This is a genomic window from Bacillus cereus group sp. BfR-BA-01492 (genome assembly GCF_022662815.1).
Lineage (GTDB): Bacteria > Bacillota > Bacilli > Bacillales > Bacillaceae_G > Bacillus_A > Bacillus_A cereus_BD.
In genome coordinates this window covers 24,801-41,672 of sequence record NZ_JAKUEH010000001.1, presented here as the reverse complement: position 1 = coordinate 41,672, position 16,872 = coordinate 24,801, and the positions used below count along the sequence as shown (strand labels likewise).

Below are 16,872 nucleotides of genomic sequence, written 5' to 3'. Positions count from 1 at the left end.
TATTGACAAATGATAGATTGGCACTGTATGGTATACTCATTCTTGATTGACAAAAACAAGAGAAATCAATAAGATTAATGAAGACTTGAATCCACCTCTTAAGGAGGCACTAGCATGTCAGATTACCTTGTAATCGTGGAGTCGCCTTCTAAGGCGAAGACCATTGAAAAATATTTAGGAAAAAAATACAAAGTTGTCGCGTCTATGGGACATGTACGCGATTTACCTAAAAGTCAAATGGGGATAGAGGTAAAAAATAACTTTACTCCAAAGTATATTACCATTCGTGGTAAGGGTCCCGTTTTAAAAGAGTTAAAATCAGCGGCAAAAAAAGCAAAGAAAGTCTATCTCGCAGCCGATCCAGATCGCGAGGGAGAAGCGATTGCTTGGCATTTAGCAAACACGTTAAATGTTGACGTTGAGTCCGACTGCCGAGTTGTGTTTAATGAAATTACGAAAGATGCAATAAAAGAGTCCTTTAAACACCCTCGTGCAATCAATATGGATTTAGTAGATGCACAGCAGGCGAGACGAATACTAGATCGTCTTGTTGGCTATAATATTAGTCCTTTATTATGGAAGAAAGTGAAAAAAGGATTAAGTGCAGGGCGCGTACAATCTGTAGCGGTTCGGTTAATCATTGAGCGTGAACGAGAAATTCAAAGTTTCGTTCCTGAAGAGTTCTGGACAATTAAAACAGAATTTGTCAAAGGGAAAGAAACATTTGAAGCAGCTTTTTACGGTGTAAATGGTGAAAAAGTTCAGCTGACGAATGAAGCGCAAGTAAAAGATATAATTGAAAAAATAAAAGATAATGCGTTTTCGGTTGAAGATGTAACAAAAAAAGAGCGAAAACGTAATCCGGCTTTACCGTTTACAACATCTTCATTACAGCAAGAAGCCGCACGCAAGTTAAATATGCGGGCGAAGAAAACAATGATGCTTGCACAGCAGCTGTATGAAGGGATGGACATCGGAAAGCAAGGAACAGTAGGTCTCATCACGTATATGAGAACAGATTCAACACGTATCTCTGAAACTGCGCAAGAAGAAGCTCGTTCTTACATCGGTGATGCATTTGGTTCAGAATACATAGGAACAGGGAAGAAGAAGGAAACAAAAAAAGCGAATGCACAAGATGCGCATGAAGCAATTCGTCCAACTTCTGTAATGAGAAAACCGGATGAATTGAAAAGTTTTCTAAGCCGAGATCAATATCGTTTGTATAAATTAATTTGGGAGCGATTTGTTGCAAGTCAAATGGCATCTGCTATAATGGATACTGTTACAGCAAAGCTCATTAATAATGATGTTCAGTTCCGTGCGAGTGGATCTGTAGTGAAATTCCCAGGGTTTATGAAAGTGTATGTGGAATCAAAAGATGATGGTGCAGAAGAAAAAGATAAGATGTTGCCGCCTTTAGAAGTAGGAGAAACGGTATTCTCAAAAGATGTAGAACCGAAGCAACATTTTACACAGCCGCCACCGCGTTATACAGAAGCACGTCTCGTTCGCACACTTGAGGAACTTGGAATTGGAAGACCATCAACGTATGTGCCAACGCTTGAAACGATTCAAAAGCGGGGATATGTTGCATTAGACAATAAACGATTTGTTCCTACTGAACTAGGTGAAATTGTAACTGAACTTATGTTAGAGTTTTTCCCAGAAATTATTAATATCGAATTCACTGCCAATATGGAGCAAAATCTCGATGAGATAGAAGAAGGAAAAGCAAATTGGGTAACAATTGTCGATGATTTCTATACAGGCTTTGAGCCGCGTTTAGAGAAAGCGGAGAAGGAAATGCGTGAAATAGAGATTAAAGACGAACCAGCTGGGGAAGACTGTGAATTATGCGGTCACCCAATGGTCTTTAAAATGGGTAGATATGGGAAGTTTATGGCTTGTTCAAATTTTCCAGATTGTCGTAATACAAAGCCGATTGTAAAAGAAATCGGTGTAACTTGTCCGAAATGTGAAAAAGGACAAATTATTGAACGTCGAAGCAATAACAAGAAACGACTTTTCTATGGATGTAGTACATATCCAGAATGTGACTTTGTATCCTGGGATAAGCCAATTGGCCGTAAATGTCCAAAATGTGAAGGAATGCTTGTAGAGAAAAAGTTGAAAAAAGGCGTTCAGGTACAATGTATTTCGTGTGATTATGAAGAAGAACAACAAATGTGAGCGTAACTGCTCACATTTTTTTCGGGAAAGAAAAGGAAAGGTGATAGATATATATGACAACACAAGTAGTAAACGTCATTGGAGCGGGTCTTGCGGGAAGTGAAGCAGCTTATCAAATTGCAAAACGTGGTATCCAAGTCCATTTATATGAAATGAGACCTGTAAAGCAAACGCCAGCTCATCATACAGATAAATTCGCTGAATTAGTATGTAGTAATTCACTTCGTGCGAATACATTAACAAACGCAGTGGGAGTTATTAAAGAGGAAATGCGTCGAATGGACTCTGTCATTATTCGCGCAGCTGATGAATGTTCTGTACCAGCAGGAGGAGCATTAGCTGTAGATCGTCACGAGTTTGCAGCAAAGGTAACAAAATATGTGAAGGATCATCCAAACGTAACTGTAATGAATGAAGAGATTACAGAAATACCAGAAGGGCCAACTGTTATTGCGACAGGTCCACTTACATCTCCAGCTCTTGCAGCGCAATTAAAAGAGTTGACGGGTGAAGATTATTTCTATTTTTATGATGCAGCTGCACCAATTATAGAAAAAGATAGTATTGATATGAATAAAGTATATTTAAAATCTCGATACGATAAAGGAGAAGCGGCGTATTTAAACTGTCCAATGACAGAAGACGAATTCAACCGTTTCTATGATGCGTTAATTGCTGCTGAGACAGTACCATTAAAAGAGTTTGAAAAAGAAATTTTCTTTGAAGGATGTATGCCAGTTGAAGTGATGGCAGCAAGAGGCAGACAAACATTATTGTTCGGTCCGATGAAACCGGTCGGATTAGAAGATCCAAAGACAGGTAAAACACCTTATGCGGTTGTTCAATTACGTCAAGATGATGCAGCAGGAACACTATATAATATTGTAGGTTTTCAAACACATTTAAAATGGGGACCGCAAAAAGAGGTATTACAGTTAATTCCAGGTCTTGAAAGCGCAGAAATTGTACGCTATGGCGTTATGCATCGCAATACATTTATTAATTCGCCAAAGTTACTTCGTCCAACGTATCAATATAAACATCGTGATGATTTATTCTTTGCTGGTCAAATGACTGGGGTAGAGGGATACGTAGAGTCTGCAGCTTCAGGTTTATTAGCGGGTATTAATGCAGCTCGTCTTCTTAAAGGAGAAGAACCTGTTGTATTACCAACTGTGACAGCAATGGGAAGTATGGCGAATTACATTACTTCGACAAACGCGAAAAATTTCCAACCAATGAATGCAAACTTCGGTCTATTTGCACCGCTAGAAAAGAAAATTAAAAAGAAACAAGAGCGCAATGAAGCATACGCAACACGTGCTTTAGAAACAATTCAAAATTTTGTAAATATTTAGTTAAATTTCTTGCAAAGGCTACTGAGTTGTGATACGATTTAGTAGCCTTTATTGGGGTGATTTGTGTGAATGTGAAGAAATTGTTACAATTATTCGTTGGATATTTACAAATTGAAAGAAATTATTCAAAATATACAATTGCAAGTTATCAAAACGATTTAGAACATTTTGTGCAATTTATGGAACGAGAAGGTATATCCTCTTTTTTAGATGTTACATACGTCGATGTTCGGTTGTATTTAACAACATTGCACGATGAAAAATTAGCCCGTAAATCTGTCGCAAGGAAAGTATCAAGCTTACGAAGTTTATATCGTTTTTTGATGCGTGAAGGATACCGAGAAGATAATCCGTTTGCACTTGCGTCGCTCCCAAAAAAAGAATGGTCAATCCCAAAATTTTTATACGCTGAAGAGCTAGAGAACTTATTTGAAGTTTCTGATACGAAGACGCCGCTAGGGCAAAGAAATCAAGCGTTATTAGAACTTATGTATGCAACGGGAATTCGCGTGAGTGAATGTGTGACTTTAAAGCTTACAGATATTGATTTCTCAGTAGGAACAATTTTGGTGATGGGAAAAGGGAAAAAACAAAGATATATTCCGTTCGGAAGTTATGCACAAGATGCTTTAATTACTTATATAGAAAACGGGAGAAAACAATTAGCTAAAAAAACAGAGGAATACTCTCAAATGGTGTTTTTAAATGCGAAGGGGATGCCGTTAACAGATCGAGGTGTACGCTATATTTTAAATGAGCTAATTAAGAAGACTTCTCTTACAATGCGAATTAGTCCACATATGCTGCGGCATACATTTGCGACGCATATGCTTGATGAAGGTGCGGATTTACGCGCGGTACAAGAGCTATTAGGTCATGAAAATTTATCAACGACACAAATTTATACGCATGTTTCGAAAGAAAGATTACGTTCTGTTTACATGAAGCATCACCCACGAGCATAAATTGCTTGTAAAGCGAGAAAAACATATAAAAGGAGTTTTTTCTATGGGAAATTTCCATGCTACAACGATATTTGCAATTCATCATAATGGAAAGTGTGCCATGGCTGGTGATGGACAGGTGACACTTGGGAATGCCGTTGTAATGAAGCATACAGCTCGCAAAGTTCGAAAATTATTTCAAGGAAAAGTGTTAGCAGGTTTTGCAGGATCCGTTGCAGATGCATTTACTCTTTTTGAAATGTTTGAAGGGAAATTAGAAGAGTATAATGGGAATCTACAACGAGCTGCAGTTGAAATGGCAAAGCAATGGCGGGGTGACAAAATGCTGCGTCAATTAGAAGCGATGCTTATCGTTATGGATGAAACGACTTTACTTCTTGTTTCGGGTACAGGAGAAGTAATAGAACCAGATGATGGTATTTTAGCAATTGGTTCAGGTGGCCATTATGCATTAGCTGCAGGACGCGCATTAAAAAGGCATGCGAGCGAACATTTAACGGCGAAAGAAATCGCGAAAGCTAGTTTAGAGATTGCTGGCGATATTTGTGTATATACAAATCACAACATAATTGTGGAAGAATTGTAGAATCGTAAGGGAGGCATTTTATATGCATTTACATTTTACTCCGCGGCAAATTGTGGAAAAATTAGATCAATATATCATTGGTCAAAAAGACGCGAAAAAAGCGGTTGCGGTTGCGCTTCGAAATCGATATCGTCGCAGTAAGTTACCGGAAGATTTGCGCGATGAAATTGCGCCGAAAAACATCTTAATGATCGGTCCGACAGGTGTCGGGAAAACAGAGGTAGCACGACGTATGGCGAAGCTTGTTGGAGCTCCTTTTATTAAGGTTGAAGCGACAAAATTCACAGAGGTTGGATATGTCGGTCGTGATGTAGAATCTATGGTGCGAGACCTTGTTGAAACGTCTGTTCGTATTGTGAAAGAAGAGATGATGGTAAAGGTGAAAGATAAGGCGGAAGAGCAAGCAAATCAACGCCTTGTTGAAATTTTAGTGCCAAGCCCCCAAAAACAAACAGGATTCAAAAATCCATTAGAAATGTTATTTGGTGGAAATCAAAATGTAAATCAAACATCTGAATCACAAGATGATACAGAAATCGAAAAGAAACGTCAAGAAGTTGAAAAGCAACTTGCTGCTGGATTACTTGAAGAGGAAATTGTATCCATTGAAGTAACAGAACAACAGTCATCCATGTTTGATATGTTACAAGGAACCGGAATGGAACAAATGGGGATGAATTTCCAAGATGCACTAGGAAGTTTTATGCCGAAAAAAACAAAAAAACGAAAACTTTCTGTAAAAGAAGCAAGAAAAGTCTTGACAAATGAAGAAGCACAGCGCTTAATTGATATGGATGAAGTTACACAAGAGGCTGTTTATCGTGCTGAACAGCTCGGAATTATTTTTATTGATGAAATTGACAAAATTGCTGGTAAGCAGTCGAATAGCGTAGACGTATCACGTGAAGGTGTGCAACGTGACATTTTACCGATTGTAGAGGGGTCAAATGTTGCTACAAAATATGGATCAGTAAAAACAGATTATATTTTATTTGTTGCAGCCGGTGCATTTCATATGTCGAAACCGTCTGATTTGATTCCGGAATTGCAAGGGAGATTTCCGATAAGAGTGGAATTGACGAAATTGTCAGTAGATGATTTTGTGAAAATTCTTATTGAGCCAGACAATGCTTTAGTGAAGCAATATGCAGCACTGTTGGCAACTGAAGGTATAGAAATTGAATTTTCTGACGAAGCTATTCGTAAGATTGCTGAGATTGCTTATCAAGTTAATCAAGATACGGATAACATTGGAGCAAGAAGACTTCATACGATTATGGAGAAACTTCTTGAAGATTTATCATTTGAAGCATCTGAAATTACGTTAGAAAAAGTAACGATAACACCTCAATATGTAGAGGAGAAATTAGCGACAATTGCTAAAAATAAAGATGTGAGCCAGTTTATTTTGTAATAGTATCATCAGGTGACTCGCCCTAGTTTCCAAGTGATGAAAAATATGTGAGTAACATGTAGGAGGAACTTTTGAAATGGAATTATTAGCAAAAACAAGAAAATTAAATGCTTTATTACAAAGCGCAGCAGGAAAACCTGTAAACTTTAGAGAAATGTCTGACACAATGTGTGAAGTAATTGAAGCGAACGTATTCGTTGTGAGCCGTCGCGGTAAATTACTAGGATATGCAATCCATCAACAAATCGAGAATGAGCGTATGAAGCAAATGCTTGCAGAGCGTCAATTCCCAGAGGAATATACACAAAACTTATTCAACATTACTGAAACATCTTCAAACTTAGATGTAAATAGTGAATATACAGCTTTCCCTGTAGAAAACAAAGAATTATTCGGGCAAGGTTTAACGACAATCGTGCCAATCGTGGGCGGCGGTGAGCGTCTAGGTACATTAGTATTAGCTCGTCTAGGTAATGAATTCTTAGATGATGATTTAATTCTTGCTGAGTACAGTGCAACTGTAGTAGGTATGGAAATTTTACGTGAAAAAGCAGAAGAAATTGAAGAAGAAGCTCGTAGTAAAGCTGTTGTTCAAATGGCGATTAGCTCTCTATCTTATAGTGAGTTAGAAGCGATTGAACATATTTTTGAAGAGTTAAACGGAACAGAAGGTTTACTTGTTGCAAGTAAAATTGCTGATCGCGTAGGAATCACTCGTTCTGTAATTGTAAATGCACTTCGTAAATTAGAAAGTGCGGGAGTTATTGAATCACGTTCTTTAGGTATGAAAGGAACATACATTAAAGTATTAAATGATAAATTCTTACACGAACTTGCAAAATTAAAAACAAACTAATGTAAGTAAAAAGCTTTCCTCAAATGAGGAGAGCTTTTTTGTTTTGCGTGCCTAGCTAAGCTGGGCACTGCTTGCTGGTGAAAGAGAGCCAAGTCGTCTAGTAGCTGACAGGCAACTGGTGGAGAGATCCTAAGGTGGAAGCCCTGTGACAAGGCAACTTCTCTGTTTCAGTTTTCCACTCTACTTCATATAAAGTTTGGAAAAGAAAAAGGGTGGCTATACTGTAATTACATTTGGGAAAATGGTGAATGAAATCGGAAGTGAAAAGAAAGTTTTACATTGATTGTATTTTCGGCTTGATTGTGATATTTCATTATGATATAGTAATCAGTGGTGTCAGTACAAAGTACACACGTTTGCTGATTTAAGTGTTGGTGCTACTCTTGTAGTTTCACTTAAAGATGAAGCGAACGGAGGATATCAAAAACCATTTAGGAGGAACTAAATTATGTCAGTAATTTCTATGAAGCAATTGCTTGAAGCTGGTGTTCATTTCGGACATCAAACACGTCGTTGGAACCCAAAAATGAAACGTTACATTTTCACAGAGCGTAACGGTATTTACATCATCGACTTACAAAAAACTGTGAAAAAAGTTGAAGAAGCTTTCAACGTAATGCGTAACATCGCTGCTGAAGGTGGCGACATTTTATTCGTAGGTACAAAAAAACAAGCACAAGAAGCTATTAAAGAAGAAGCAACTCGTGCTGGTATGTACTTCGTAAACCAACGTTGGTTAGGTGGAACGTTAACAAACTTCCAAACAATCCAAAAACGTATTAAACGTCTTAAAGACATCGAAAGAATGCAAGAAGATGGTACATTCGATGTACTTCCTAAGAAAGAAGTAGTTCAACTTAAAAAAGAGTTAGAGCGTCTTGAAAAATTCTTAGGCGGTATTAAAGATATGAAAGGTCTTCCAAGTGCATTATTCGTAGTAGACCCTCGTAAAGAGCGTATCGCCGTTGCTGAAGCACGCAAATTAAACATTCCAATCATCGGTATCGTTGATACAAACTGTGATCCAGACGAAATCGATCACGTAATCCCAGCAAACGATGATGCAATTCGTGCTGTAAAACTTCTTACATCTAAAATGGCAGACGCGATCCTTGAAGCAAAACAAGGTGAAGAAACTGTTACTGCGTAACAAATTTGGAAAGGTGATAAGGGGTTCGGCCTTTTATCACCTTTTTTAAGGTATAAATACATATTTTAGGAGGATGAAAAGTATGGCAATTACTGCACAAATGGTAAAAGAACTTCGCGAAAAAACTGGCGCAGGTATGATGGACTGCAAAAAAGCTTTAACAGAAATGAATGGCGATATGGAGAAAGCAATTGATTTCTTACGTGAAAAAGGAATTGCTAAAGCTGCTAAAAAAGCAGACCGCATCGCTGCTGAAGGTTTAACTTATATCGAAACAAAAGGTAACGAAGCTTTAATCTTAGAATTAAACTCTGAAACTGACTTTGTTGCGAAAAACGAAGGTTTCCAAACTTTAACAAAAGAATTAGCAGCTCACTTATTAGCTAACAAGCCTGCAACTGTTGAAGAAGCATTAGCTCAATCATATGAGAACGGTAAAACAGTAGAAGAGCACATCAACGAAGCAATCGCAAAAATTGGTGAAAAACTTACTCTTCGTCGCTTTGAAATTGTATCAAAAACTGATGCGGATGCATTCGGTGCTTACCTACACATGGGCGGACGCATCGGTGTAGTAACAGTTCTTGAAGGTACTACTGATGAAGAAACTGCTAAAGATGTAGCAATGCACGTTGCAGCAGTTAACCCTAAATATATCGACCGCGATGCTGTAACAGCTGAAGAAGTTGAACATGAGCGTCAAGTATTAACTCAACAAGCTCTTAATGAAGGCAAACCAGAAAAAATCGTTGCTAAGATGGTTGAAGGTCGCCTAGGTAAATTCTTCGAAGAGATTTGCTTACTTGACCAAGCATTCGTTAAAAACCCTGATATGAAAGTTCGTCAGTTCGTTGAATCTAAAGGCGGAACAGTAAAAGGATTTGTTCGCTACGCTGTTGGTGAAGGTATTGAGAAGCGTGAAGACAACTTTGCCGAAGAAGTAATGAACCAAGTAAAAGGTAACAACTAATACAGATTAGGGAACACATTGTGTTCCCTTTTTTAAAATAAAGATGTAAGTAATTGGAGGTTCATTATGACGAAACCGAAATATAATCGTGTAGTATTAAAGTTAAGCGGTGAAGCTTTAGCTGGTGAAAAAGGATTTGGAATTAACCCAGCTGTTATTAAGTCAGTTGCGGAGCAAGTAAAAGAAATTGCAGAACTTGATGTTGAAGTTGCTGTTGTTGTTGGTGGCGGTAACATTTGGCGTGGGAAAATCGGAAGTGAAATGGGCATGGACCGCGCAGGCGCAGATTATATGGGCATGTTAGCGACAGTAATGAATTCATTAGCTCTTCAAGATAGTTTAGAGAACATGGGCATTCAAACGCGTGTTCAAACGTCAATTGAAATGCGTCAAGTAGCAGAGCCTTACATTCGTCGTAAAGCAGTTCGTCATCTAGAGAAAAAACGCGTTGTTATTTTTGCAGCAGGTACAGGTAACCCATACTTCTCTACAGATACGACTGCAGCATTGCGCGCAGCGGAAATTGAAGCGGATGTTATTTTAATGGCAAAAAATAATGTGGATGGCGTATATAACGCAGATCCATCTGTTGATCCAACAGCTACAAAATATGAATCACTTACATACTTAGACGTATTAAAAGAAGGTTTAGGTGTAATGGATTCTACAGCTTCTTCATTATGTATGGATAACGACATTCCATTAATTGTATTCTCAATTATGGAAAAAGGAAATATTAAACGCGCTGTTTTAGGCGAAAATATCGGAACAATTGTAAGGGGGAAATAACCATGGGACAACAAGTAATTAAATCGTCAACTGAAAAAATGGAAAAAGCAGTTGCTGCTTATTCTCGTGAATTAGCAACAGTTCGTGCTGGTCGTGCTAGCGCATCTGTATTAGACAAAGTACAAGTAGATTACTACGGTGCACCAACACCAGTTGTGCAATTAGCGAACATCACGGTTCCGGAAGCACGTCTACTTGTTATTCAACCTTATGACAAAACTTCTATTGGTGATATTGAAAAAGCAATCTTAAAAGCAGATTTAGGCTTAAATCCTTCTAACGATGGATCAGTAATTCGTATTGCATTTCCTGCATTAACAGAAGAGCGCCGTCGTGAACTTGTGAAAGTTGTAAAGAAATATGCTGAAGATGCAAAAGTTGCTGTTCGTAACGTTCGTCGTGACGGTAACGATGAACTTAAAAAGCTTGAAAAAGCTGGTGAAATCACAGAAGATGATTTAAGAGGATATACAGAAGATATCCAAAAAGAAACAGATAAATATATTGCAAAAGTTGACGAAATCGCAAAAAACAAAGAACAAGAAATCATGGAAGTGTAATAGCGATACCTTCGCAAATATGACCCTCTTCTTAAGGGGGTCTTTTTACACTTTTTGGCATACGTCTGCTTGTTGGAGGGTATGAATGATGTTAAAAAAGTTTCCTTTTTTTAAAGGTAAAAAAGTCACATCGTTTGACCATCTCATAGAAGAAGCAAAAAAGGGACATATCCCAGAGCATATTGCAATCATTATGGATGGTAATGGAAGGTGGGCAAAAAAAAGAGCGATGCCTCGTATTGCTGGACATCATGAAGGGATGCAAGTCGTAAAGAAGATTACGAAATTTGCTAGTAAACTTGATGTAAAAGTGTTGACTCTTTATGCTTTTTCTACCGAGAATTGGAAAAGACCAAAAAAGGAAGTTGAGTATTTAATGAAACTTCCGGAAGAATTTCTAGGTACATTTTTGCCAGAACTAATTGAAGAAAATGTACAGGTTCGAGTAATTGGACAAAAAGATCGCCTTCCTACGCATACGCGTAGAGCGATGGAAAAAGCTATGGAAGATACAAAAGAGAATACGGGATTAATTCTTAATTTTGCGTTAAACTATGGAAGTCGCGATGAAATCGTTTCGGCTGTGCAACATATGGTGAAAGATAGCGAAGAAGGAAAAGTACGTTCAGAAGATATCAATGAAGAAATGATTTCTTCCTATTTAATGACAAGTACTTTACCTGACCCAGACTTGCTTATTCGTACAAGTGGGGAAGTGCGTATTAGTAATTTCATGTTATGGCAAATTGCGTATACAGAGCTTTGGTTTACAAATGTGTACTGGCCGGATTTTACCGAGGAACATTTGCTACATGCGATTACTGACTTTCAACAGAGAGGGCGCAGATTCGGAGGCGTTTAGAAAGAGAGGGTTTGGTAGTGAAACAGAGAATTATTACTGGAGTGATTGCTGCCGCGCTATTCATTCCCATCGTATTTTACGGAGGGGTGCCTTTTACAGTTTTAGTGTATGCACTAGCTTCAATTGGATTATATGAATTAATTCGCATGAATAAGCTTCCACTTATTTCAGTGCCAACAGTTTTAGCTGCGGTATTGTTATGGATTATTTTAGTTCCAAGTAATACGATAGGAGCGTTTGATTGGATTGGGTTGGATAAATTAGAAATCACATTTTTGATTGTTTTACTACTTTTATCATATACAGTCCTTTCAAAGAATACATTTACTTTTGATCATGCTGCATTTTTATTAATGGCAACAACGTACGTTGCAATGGGATTCTTATATTTAAATGAAACAAGAATAGCAGGGATCCATTACGTATTTTATGCATTATTTGTTATTTGGGCAACAGATTCAGGAGCATATTTCATAGGGAAAGCAATTGGAAAGAGAAAGTTATGGCCAGAAATTAGTCCAAATAAAACAATAGAAGGCTCACTAGGCGGAATTGTTTGTGGAATTGTTGTTGCATTTGTGTACAATCTATTCTTTCAAGTGCAAGAGAACGTTGGAATGTTAATTATTGTCACAATTGCCATTTCAATATTTGGACAAATTGGTGATCTAGTACAATCAGCATTTAAACGTCATTACGGTGTGAAAGATTCCGGTACAATTTTGCCGGGCCATGGTGGCATTTTAGATCGAACAGATAGTTGGCTATTTGTATTGCCAATTTTACACTTTTTACATTTCATTTCATAAATGAACGAGGGGTTGGAATTATGAAAAACATTAGTTTATTAGGTGCAAGTGGCTCAATCGGAACACAAACATTGGATGTGCTGCGTTCGCACCCAAATCAATTCCGTCTCGTTGCATTTTCTGTAGGGAAAAATATTGACTACGCAGTAAAAGTGATTCAAGAATTTTCTCCAGAGCTTGTTTCTGTACAAAGAGAAGAAGATGTTATCAAGTTACAAGCTATTGCAGGAAATACAAAGGTTGTACATGGTAATGAAGGTTTGTTAGAGGTAGCGCTTCATCCGCGTGCAGAAGTTGTGATAAATGCTGTTGTAGGTAGTGTTGGGTTATTACCAACACTTCGTGCAATTGAGGCGAAAAAAACAATCGGAATTGCAAACAAAGAAACATTAGTAACTGCGGGACACATTGTCATGGAAGCCGCGCGTAAGCATAACGTATCGCTATTACCAGTTGATAGTGAACATTCAGCTATTTTTCAATGTTTGAATGGGGAAAATGAAAAGCGAATCTCTCGATTAATTATAACTGCTTCAGGCGGAAGTTTTCGTGATAAAACGAGAGATGAGTTACGTCATGTGACTGTAGAGGATGCACTTCGTCATCCGAACTGGTCAATGGGTTCGAAAATTACAATTGATTCTGCTACAATGATGAATAAGGGGCTGGAAGTAATTGAAGCACATTGGCTTTTCGGCATCCCTTATGAGCAAATCGATGTTGTTCTACATAAAGAAAGTATTATACATTCTATGGTTGAATTTGAAGACCGTAGTGTAATGGCTCAGCTTGGCTCACCAGATATGCGTGTACCAATTCAATATGCACTTACATATCCTGATAGATTGCCGCTTGCAGATACGAAACAACTAAATCTATGGGAAATGGGAACATTGCATTTTGAAAAGATGGATCAAAATCGTTTTCGTTGCTTACGATTTGCATATGAAGCTGGAAAGATGGGTGGAAGCATGCCAGCTGTAATGAATGCAGCAAATGAAGTGGCTGTAGCAGCCTTTTTACAAAAGAAAATCGGTTTCTTAACAGTAGAAGACCTCATTGAAAAAGCAATGCACCATCACAATGTCATTGCACGTCCGAGCTTAGAGGAAATTCAAGAAATTGATGCGGCCACAAGACGGTTTGTGATGGAACAAATTTAGCAAAGGTGGTTATGGAATTGAATACAGCGATTGCCTTTATATTAATTTTTGGTGCACTCGTATTTTTCCATGAGCTAGGGCATCTCTATTTTGCAAAAAGAGCAGGGATTTTATGTCGTGAGTTTGCGATTGGTTTTGGACCAAAAATTTTTTCGTTTGAAAAGAATGAAACGGTTTATACAGTTCGATTACTGCCTCTTGGCGGCTATGTTAGAATGGCTGGTGAAGATGCAGAAACAGTTGAATTAAAACCAGGTACAAAGGTTGGACTCGTATTAAATGAAAACGAAGAAGTTGTAAAGTTGGTTTTAGATAATCGAGAAAAATATCCGAATGTCCGCGTCATAGAAGTAGAACAAGTGGACTTAGAACATAACCTTACAATCTCTGGTTACGAAGAATATGAGGAAGAGATTCAAACATTCCGTGTGCATGAAAAAGCTCGCATTATTTCAACTGGAGAGGAAATCCAAATTGCGCCATTTCATAGACAATTTGGTTCTAAAACATTAGGACAGCGAGCGTTAACAATCTTTGCAGGGCCAGCTATGAACTTCATTCTTGCATTTGTTGTTTTTGTCATCATTGGATTAGTACAAGGTGTTCCTGCCGATAAGCCGATGATTGGGCAGGTAATGAAGGGTAGTATAGCTGAACAAGTGGGCTTGAAACCAAATGATAGGATTCAAGCGATTGATGGGAAAAATACACCGACTTGGAAAGATGTTGTAACCATTGTCCGTGAAAGTCCCGATAAGGAAATTACGCTTCATGTAAAACGTGATAGTGACCAATTTCATGTAAAGGTTACGCCAACAGCTGATCAAGAAGGGAAAGAAAAGGTTGGTAGAATTGGTGTATATTCTTCAGTAGAAAAGTCTATTATCGGTTCTATTAAATCAGGGTTTGAACAGACTTATACATGGACAAAGCTTATCTTTGATTCTCTTGTAAAATTAGTTACTGGTCAATTTTCTATTAATGATTTATCAGGTCCGGTTGGGATTTATAATTTAACAGATCAAGTGGTGAATTATGGTGTTATACGTGTTCTAAGCTTGGCAGCAGTTTTAAGTATAAATCTTGGTTTATTTAACTTATTACCAGTTCCAGCTCTTGATGGAGGACGCTTATTCTTCTTCTTAATCGAAGCGTTGCGAGGTAAGCCAATCGACCGTCAAAAAGAAGGAATGGTTCATTTTATAGGATTTGCTTTATTAATGTTACTTATGTTAGTTGTAACATGGAATGACATTCGAAAGTTTTTCTTGTAAAATAGAATCAAACGAATAGTGAATGTGAATTTCATCATGTCCGCTATGGATTTTGAATGAAATGAATCGAACACTGAGTTGTAATCCCTCGCCGAATTTGAGGTGAGGGTTTGTTATGTATTTGAGTAAAATAAAGAGGTGCGAATAGATGAAACAAAGTATGGTGTTTAGTCCTACATTACGAGAAGTGCCAGCAGATGCTGAAATTAAAAGTCATCAGTTACTGCTTCGTGCAGGTTTTATGCGTCAAAACGCTTCTGGGATTTATAGTTTTCTACCATTAGGATTAAAAGTATTGCATAAAGTAGAACACATTATTCGTGAAGAGATGGAACGTGCGGGAGCAGTAGAATTATTAATGCCTGCATTGCAAGCAGCAGAATTATGGCAAGAATCAGGTCGTTGGTACTCTTACGGTTCTGAGCTTATGCGTATGAAAGATCGTAATGATCGTGAATTTGCATTAGGAGCAACGCATGAAGAAGTGATTACAGATCTTGTCCGTGATGAGATTAAATCGTATAAAAAATTACCTTTAACGTTATATCAAATTCAAACGAAATTCCGTGATGAACAACGCCCACGTTTTGGATTATTACGCGGAAGAGAATTTTTAATGAAAGATGCGTATTCTTTCCATGCAACACAAGAAAGTTTAGATGAAGTGTATGATCGTTTATTCCAAGCGTATTCTAATATTTTTGCTCGCTGTGGTCTGAACTTCCGTGCTGTTATTGCGGATTCTGGTGCTATGGGTGGTAAAGATACTCATGAATTTATGGTATTATCTGATGTAGGAGAGGACACAATCGCGTATTCTGATACATCTGATTATGCAGCCAATATTGAAATGGCTCCTGTTGTTGCTACTTATACAAAGAGCGATGAAGCGGAAAAAGCGCTTGAAAAGGTAGCGACGCCAGATCAAAAAGCAATTGAAGAAGTATCTGCTTTCTTAAACATTGAACCATCTCAGTGTATAAAAACAATGGTATTTAAAGTAGATGACAAATTTGTTGTTGTACTTGTTCGCGGAGATCATGAAGTAAATGATATAAAAGTGAAAAATGTATATGGCGCTTCAGTTGTCGAACTTGCTTCGCACGAAGAGGTAAGAAGTTTATTGAATTGCGAAGTAGGATCTTTAGGGCCAATTGGGATGGCAGAGGATGTAGAAGTGATTGCTGACCATGCTGTAGCGGCAATTGTAAATGGTTGTTGCGGTGCAAATGAAGAAGGGTTCCATTATGTAAACGTAAATGCAGAGCGTGACTTTAAAGTAAACCAATACGCAGATTTACGATTTATTCAAGAAGGCGACCAGTCTCCAGATGGAAAAGGTACAATTTGTTTTGCTCGCGGAATTGAAGTTGGTCATGTCTTTAAGTTAGGAACGCGCTATAGTGAAGCAATGAATGCAACATTCTTAGACGAAAACGGAAAAACAAAACCACTTATTATGGGTTGTTATGGTATCGGTGTTTCTCGTACAGTAGCAGCGATTGCTGAACAATTTAATGATGAGAATGGATTAGTATGGCCAAAAGCGGTTGCACCGTTCCATGTACATGTTATTCCAGTTAATATGAAGTCTGATGTACAATGTGAAGTTGCTGAAAATATTTACACTTCTTTACAAGAGCAAGGATATGAAGTGTTATTAGATAATCGTGCAGAACGTGCAGGTGTTAAATTTGCTGACGCTGATTTATTTGGCCTACCAGTTCGTGTAACGGTTGGTAAGAAAGCAGACGAAGGAATTGTAGAAGTAAAAGTACGTGCGACAAATGAATCCGCAGAAGTAAAAGTGGAGGAACTTCACACGTATATTGCTGATATTTTAAAATAAAAAGAGGTACCTCGCTATGAGGTACCTTCTCTTTCTTTGAAGGGCATTTCAATTTATAATAGCAGATGGAAGGA

The 16,872-nt window shown here is 37.9% G+C and carries 15 protein-coding genes; all 15 read left to right on the top strand.

The genetic code is table 11. From position 1 onward, the window contains the following. The first annotated feature begins 114 nt into the window (after nt 1–114). The 15 genes from topA to MR063_RS00135 all read left to right on the top strand — a co-directional run bounded on the left by topA (nt 115) and on the right by MR063_RS00135 (nt 16,798). Complete coding sequence (topA, locus tag MR063_RS00205) at nt 115–2,193, top strand: type I DNA topoisomerase (RefSeq protein WP_242192673.1); 2,079 nt, start codon at nt 115–117, stop codon at nt 2,191–2,193. 53 nt (nt 2,194–2,246) lie between these two features. Further along, nucleotides 2,247–3,551 (top strand): FADH(2)-oxidizing methylenetetrahydrofolate--tRNA-(uracil(54)-C(5))-methyltransferase TrmFO, encoded by a 1,305-nt coding sequence (gene trmFO / locus MR063_RS00200; RefSeq protein WP_242192671.1) that lies wholly within the window; start codon nt 2,247–2,249, stop codon nt 3,549–3,551. 65 nt (nt 3,552–3,616) lie between these two features. After that, on the top strand, nt 3,617–4,516 hold the full coding sequence (xerC, locus tag MR063_RS00195) for a tyrosine recombinase XerC (protein ID WP_242192667.1): 900 nt from the start codon (nt 3,617–3,619) through the stop codon (nt 4,514–4,516). 43 nt (nt 4,517–4,559) lie between these two features. Then, nucleotides 4,560–5,102: an ATP-dependent protease proteolytic subunit HslV gene (hslV, locus tag MR063_RS00190; protein WP_242144541.1), complete on the top strand. Its 543-nt coding sequence runs from the start codon at nt 4,560–4,562 to the stop codon at nt 5,100–5,102. 22 nt (nt 5,103–5,124) lie between these two features. Then, complete coding sequence (gene hslU / locus MR063_RS00185; RefSeq protein ID WP_242192666.1) at nt 5,125–6,516, top strand: ATP-dependent protease ATPase subunit HslU; 1,392 nt, start codon at nt 5,125–5,127, stop codon at nt 6,514–6,516. A 76-nt stretch (nt 6,517–6,592) separates the two neighbouring features. Continuing rightward, nucleotides 6,593–7,372: a GTP-sensing pleiotropic transcriptional regulator CodY gene (codY, locus tag MR063_RS00180; RefSeq protein ID WP_242144543.1), complete on the top strand. Its 780-nt coding sequence runs from the start codon at nt 6,593–6,595 to the stop codon at nt 7,370–7,372. Between the two features lie 448 nt (nt 7,373–7,820). Continuing rightward, nucleotides 7,821–8,522: a 30S ribosomal protein S2 gene (gene rpsB / locus MR063_RS00175; protein ID WP_012094919.1), complete on the top strand. Its 702-nt coding sequence runs from the start codon at nt 7,821–7,823 to the stop codon at nt 8,520–8,522. Nucleotides 8,523–8,604: 82 nt separating this feature from the next. Next, complete coding sequence (tsf, locus tag MR063_RS00170; protein ID WP_242144544.1) at nt 8,605–9,492, top strand: translation elongation factor Ts; 888 nt, start codon at nt 8,605–8,607, stop codon at nt 9,490–9,492. A 66-nt stretch (nt 9,493–9,558) separates the two neighbouring features. Continuing rightward, nucleotides 9,559–10,281 carry a UMP kinase gene (gene pyrH, locus MR063_RS00165; RefSeq protein ID WP_012094917.1) on the top strand — a complete coding sequence of 241 codons (723 nt, stop codon included), beginning with the start codon at nt 9,559–9,561 and terminating at the stop codon, nt 10,279–10,281. 2 nt (nt 10,282–10,283) lie between these two features. After that, nucleotides 10,284–10,841, top strand: coding sequence for a ribosome recycling factor (frr, locus tag MR063_RS00160; protein WP_242144545.1), 558 nt, complete (start codon nt 10,284–10,286; stop codon nt 10,839–10,841). 85 nt (nt 10,842–10,926) lie between these two features. Further along, complete coding sequence (locus tag MR063_RS00155) at nt 10,927–11,703, top strand: isoprenyl transferase (RefSeq protein WP_242144546.1); 777 nt, start codon at nt 10,927–10,929, stop codon at nt 11,701–11,703. Nucleotides 11,704–11,720: 17 nt separating this feature from the next. Beyond that, nucleotides 11,721–12,512, top strand: a complete 792-nt coding sequence (locus tag MR063_RS00150) for a phosphatidate cytidylyltransferase (protein ID WP_242192664.1) — start codon at nt 11,721–11,723, stop codon at nt 12,510–12,512. Between the two features lie 20 nt (nt 12,513–12,532). Then, nucleotides 12,533–13,675, top strand: coding sequence for a 1-deoxy-D-xylulose-5-phosphate reductoisomerase (gene dxr, locus MR063_RS00145; protein WP_242192662.1), 1,143 nt, complete (start codon nt 12,533–12,535; stop codon nt 13,673–13,675). Nucleotides 13,676–13,692: 17 nt separating this feature from the next. Next, nucleotides 13,693–14,949, top strand: coding sequence for an RIP metalloprotease RseP (gene rseP / locus MR063_RS00140; RefSeq protein WP_242192661.1), 1,257 nt, complete (start codon nt 13,693–13,695; stop codon nt 14,947–14,949). Between the two features lie 148 nt (nt 14,950–15,097). Next, nucleotides 15,098–16,798 carry a proline--tRNA ligase gene (locus MR063_RS00135; RefSeq protein WP_242192659.1) on the top strand — a complete coding sequence of 567 codons (1,701 nt, stop codon included), beginning with the start codon at nt 15,098–15,100 and terminating at the stop codon, nt 16,796–16,798. The last annotated feature ends 74 nt before the right edge of the window (nt 16,799–16,872 follow it).